General features: G+C 60.0%; 3 protein-coding genes. All 3 read right to left on the bottom strand.

The annotated features are described in order from the left end of the window. The coding region (locus PVZ78_RS31670; protein ID WP_273829820.1) for a type VI secretion system Vgr family protein at nucleotides 1–543 on the bottom strand (543 nt) is incomplete at its 3' end. Nucleotides 544–744: 201 nt separating this feature from the next. Then, nucleotides 745–1,593, bottom strand: a complete 849-nt coding sequence (locus PVZ78_RS31665; protein ID WP_273829819.1) for a DUF7738 domain-containing protein — start codon at nucleotides 1,591–1,593, stop codon at nucleotides 745–747. Beyond that, nucleotides 1,590–4,162 (bottom strand): HET-C-related protein (locus PVZ78_RS31660; protein WP_273829818.1); only part of this gene is annotated, 2,573 nt, incomplete at its 5' end. The genes PVZ78_RS31660 and PVZ78_RS31665, both read right to left, overlap by 4 nt.

Below are 4,162 nucleotides of genomic sequence, written 5' to 3'. Positions count from 1 at the left end.
CTGGTGCCCCTCGGCACTGTGGCGGAAGGAGTAGAAAAAGCCTTCCTCGCGCATGATGCGCTCGATGAAGTGGTAGTCGGTGTCGCCGGCCTGCACGCAGTACTCGCGGACCTGGTGCTCGGTGGTCACGCGCTGTTCGTAGTCCTGGGTAAGTCCGTGGGCCTTGAGCACCGCTTCGGCGATCTGCGGGACACTCAGGGTCTGGAAGATCCGCCAGTCGGAACTGAGCTTCAGGCGCGCCAGGCGCGGTTCGATCACAGCTGAATAGCGGGTGCGTCGAAACCCGGTCTCGCCCTGGACGAAGGAAGACACGGCACCGTGTACATATCGCACCGGCTGCTGGCCGTGCCAGAGGGTCAGACGAGCGGGGCGATCCAGCACCTGCCCAAAGTCGATTTGGGGGTTGGTGCAGGTCAACTCCACCGCGAGGTGAAAGGTCTCGCAGAGGGCTTCGTGAAGTTCGAACTCGACGACCTCGAAGACATCGCGCACCTCGCCGCCGATGAGGTCGAAGGTGAAGCGCAATTCGGATTGTGTAGGCACGGAAAACTCCCTGTGATGCCCATGGGTACTGCTTCCCTATGCTATGACCGCTGTCTGCCCGAAGGCGTCGTTGCCGAAAGCTGAAGTGACAGTCCACATTGTTCCAATTTGAATCCTGCGGTGTGAGTCGTGCCGTAGGGAATAAGAGAGTTCCCAAAAAGCCGGTGAACATTCTGAAGTCGACGCGATTGAGCCATCGCATCATGGGTTGGGACGGGTGCAACTCTTGGCATCACCAAAGAAGGCAAAGTCTGTGAGGTTGCGTTGTTCCGTCCGGTCCACGTCGAAGGTGGCGCCTATCATTCCGTTGCTCGCTGAGCAGCGACGAAGTTCGTCGAGGCGCAGGCAACCGAAAGAAAGGGGGTGACTGGATTTTTCGCTCCATCGAGATACCTCTCTCAAGGTACTCTGGTTGTCTATACCGACACCATTGACTTGCAGGTATCCCTTGAATGCCTGGCGAAGGATGAGATTTCCGTCTTCATCGACGTCGGGACCGGGTTCCGGGCGGATGCTGACCACGACAAACTCAACTTTGAAGACACCCTTCTGTTTGGCTTCGTCCAGCTGTTGTTGCGGGCGGTACTTCTCATACGAATCCGACGATAAGGGAGCGTCGGACTTCGAGATTTGCTTGGATATGTCGGTGTAGAGCTGGTCAAGATAGCTGTGAGCATCCGTCGTCAGGAGAATGCCAAGGTGGTCCCAGGCCTGCATTTTGCCGAATCGGTCTTGCCGGCTGGGAGGGCCCAAGACCTTCCACCATTCGGCGACCGGGGCACCCAGTGCGAGCGGCTTGCCGTTCCAGGTGACGCAGCCGTTTTCCGCAATCAGCTCGGGTTGTGCGCCGCGCGGCGCCTTTCGCGGCACGCCATGAATCCGGTTTTCGATGGCCTCCGTGGCATCGGTGGCGCGCTTGAGCCACTGCGTCAAGGATTCGAGTGCGCCCCTCTCTTCGGTGGGAGCGGGCTCGGACTGGGCCTGGACGCAACTGCTGAGCAGCAGGAGCGCTGCTAGCAGCCAAGCTGGGGCGGGAGTGTTGGGCTTCATTTTGGTAGTTGGCTCTTTTCGCCGAACAACATCTCATAGTGCTTCTGGATGTAGTCCCTGCCGGCCACGCCATAGCGGCCCACCTGGCGCAAGCGTTCCAGTGCCTGCTTGCCGTGCAACTCATGCAGGTGCTCCAACTCCGTTCGGGAGGTGCCACGACGGACCGCACCTGGATTGGCCTTTGCCCAAGCCTTGACCATGGCATCCTGCCAGTGGCAGTCGTTAGGGTGGACCAGATAGCTGGCGGCCACCTCCACCGGGTCTGGCCCGGGGCGACCTTCCCAGCGGTCCTTCATGGCCTTGCCGACGTCGCGGACCGCGTGCTTGGCCAGTATGGCCGCCAGGGCATGGAAGGGGTGGTCGTCATGGTCCTTAGCCAGTTGGGAGTGCGAGGGGTCGATGCTTGGATCCGAGTTGGGGTCAGTGCCGGAATAGGTTTGCAGGTCATCCACGCTGTTGCCAATCAATTGCACCATGCCTTGGAAGACCAGATTGTAGGCATTGATGGCGTTGCGTAGTGGTGTCTTGACCCACCACGCCAGACGGGACGCTAGTTCGTAACCCGGCATGCCTGACAAACGGTCGCGCCATTTCAAGTACTGCTGAAAGGCGGTCAGGTAGGTCGCATCGCTATGGTCTGCCAGCAGGATTAGCATCATGAGTTCGCCGTCTGAACGCTGCCCGGATTTGGTGGGTTTGAAGTCACCGTCATCCACGGGGAACAGCATCTTGGCGATAGGTTCGGCCAGGCTGGCGATGATGTCCAACGAGCCAAACATGCCGGTGACGACGGGCAGGGCATGCCGGCCTTGCCCTTTGCGCGACGCGGTCCAGGCCAGGACGTTGGGGTGGAATTTGCGCAGGCTCAGCTCCACGAAGTTGGAATGGGCGAAATAGTCTTCCAGGACATGAAGCGCGGCTCCAAAGAGTTCGAACCCCCTGGATGAAGCTCCGACACGGAGCGCCGCGCCTAGCTGCTTAACCATGTATTCCTTCGAATCCAGAATGTATCGCTTTATCGACAGAGTAGGGTCGACCGCCAGACGCGCGTCACCTTTCAAGGCCCAGGGCTCGAACGCCGGGTCCACTACGCGCGGGTCGGCTGGGCTAGGCTTGAAGTTGCTAGGGTTGTCGATGTGCTCGCTGGGGCGATAGACGCCCAACATTTTCTGGTCAAGCATGAAGGTCCTATTTCCGCCTACCGAGAACGTCAACTTCGGATCCTGAATCGAGTGGAATTCATGCAGCGCCAGTAGGTCCACCACGCGGGTCAGGGTTTCGCGTGACAGGTACTTGGACAGGTCTTTTTCAGCGCTCGACGGTCTAACAATTTTCGGGTCCAGCAGCTGTGAGTAGTCGCGCAGCCAGTTGCCGAAATAGATTTGCTTGCGTTGTCGCGTATTGAAGCCGACTTCGCCCAAGGCGTCCTCGATGGACTCGTGGCCGAACGAACTGTTGGGGTGCTTGTTGTGGTTTTCGCCGCGACCGGCTCCGAAGGCTTCGCGGGTGCCACTCTTTTCTTCCTGCTCGTGGGCGTCACCGCCCTGCAGGGCGCGGATGGCCTCGGAGGCGTCAGCGTAATCGAGGGTCAGTGGGCCGCTGCCGGCGGGACCAGTGTAGTGGGCATACGTGGCTTCAGTAGTCGATTCGAAATCGAACAGGGCCATGCGGTAGGCGTAGCGGGCGCCTTCGTCGAGCGGGCTGTCGCCTTCCAGAGTGGAGGTGCCGTCGGGATTGCGGTCGGCCAAGTCATGCCGCAGCAGGTTATCGATGTGGTGGCCAAACTCATGCAGCAGTGCGGCCAGCAGTAGGCTGGAGGCTTCGTTGTCTGTACGGGCGCGCTCCACAGCCAAGGCATGTACACGAATCACACGGTCTCGGTTGTCGTAGTCGGCCGGCGATTTTCCGTGTTTCATCAAGCGATGCTCGGGGTTGGCGATGCTGCCCCCGCGCAAGCCGTCGTAGAGCTTGATGTACGTGTGAGCGGGAATGTCGAAGCCAAAGATGGGGGCGAGCATCAGGGTGAATTCGCCCTTGGTGCAGCGCTGCGCAATCCCGGTCAGTTGGTCGAGCGCGAAGGTGCTTTGGAGTTGCCCGTTCTCTTCGGGCAGGGTCAGCGGCAGGCCGGCATTGACCAGCATGCCGGCCATGTCGATGGCGTTGCCCGATCCCTTCTTGGCAACATTCAGCGGGCCCGTGAACTGGATGTTTATCCCATTGAGCGTGATGCCAGAGCCGTCGATGCGGATGGTTCCTCCTGGCCCCTTGATCTCCAGTTGGTCCCCTGCATGTAGCTCATAGTCCTTAGTCCGGTGGACAATCGACTGACCCGCTTGCAGCTCCGAATGCCCCTCTACGGTCTGCTCCTGATGCCCACCGATGCTCACCCAGTGGTTGGCCACGGTCTTGTCACGGCGGTGGTTGCCCACCTCTTCGGTGCGGTCTTTGCCGGTGCGAATGGTGTGGTTGCGGCCGATGATCAGGAAGTCGTCTTGGCCAATGTCGTGGCGCCGGTCTTGACCGACGGTGACCTGCTCATCGTTGCCCACCGTTTCTTTGCGGTCATGGC

Source organism: Pseudomonas sp. SBT1-2 (assembly GCF_028640875.1).
In the GTDB taxonomy this organism is placed as follows: Bacteria; Pseudomonadota; Gammaproteobacteria; order Pseudomonadales; family Pseudomonadaceae; genus Aquipseudomonas; species Aquipseudomonas chlororaphis_I.
Note: the sequence above shows the minus strand (reverse complement) of the source record. Positions and strands in the feature narration are given on the sequence as shown.